The sequence below is a fragment of the Bacillus sp. SRB_8 genome (genome assembly GCF_003264205.1).
In the GTDB taxonomy this organism is placed as follows: domain Bacteria; phylum Bacillota; class Bacilli; order Bacillales; family Bacillaceae_G; genus Bacillus_A; species Bacillus_A mycoides.
Map to the genome: position 1 here is coordinate 1 of NZ_NADT01000204.1, position 299 is coordinate 299.

Annotated in this window: 1 protein-coding gene; it reads left to right on the plus strand. The window is 69.6% G+C overall.

The features are described from left to right. The coding region (locus B5P40_RS32445; protein WP_220089788.1) for a beta-ketoacyl synthase N-terminal-like domain-containing protein at positions 1-299 on the plus strand (299 nt) is incomplete at both ends.

Below are 299 nucleotides of genomic sequence, written 5' to 3' on the forward strand. Positions count from 1 at the left end.
AGGCGTGCGCCAGATCAACGTCGAAGGGTGCATCGACCGCAAGCAGCTGCGCTTCATGGGCGAAGCGGCGGCCTATGCGCACATCGCGCTGGCGGACGCCATCGCCGCATCGGGCTGGGCGCCCGAGCAGGTGTCGCACCCGCGCACCGGCCTCATCATGGGCTCGGGCGGCGGCTCGCCGGCCAACCAGATCGAGGCGGCCGACATCCTGCGCAGCAAGGGCATCCGCCGCGTTGGGCCCTACCAGGTCACGCGCTGCATGAGCTCCACAGTCTCGGCTTGCTTGTCGACCAACTTCG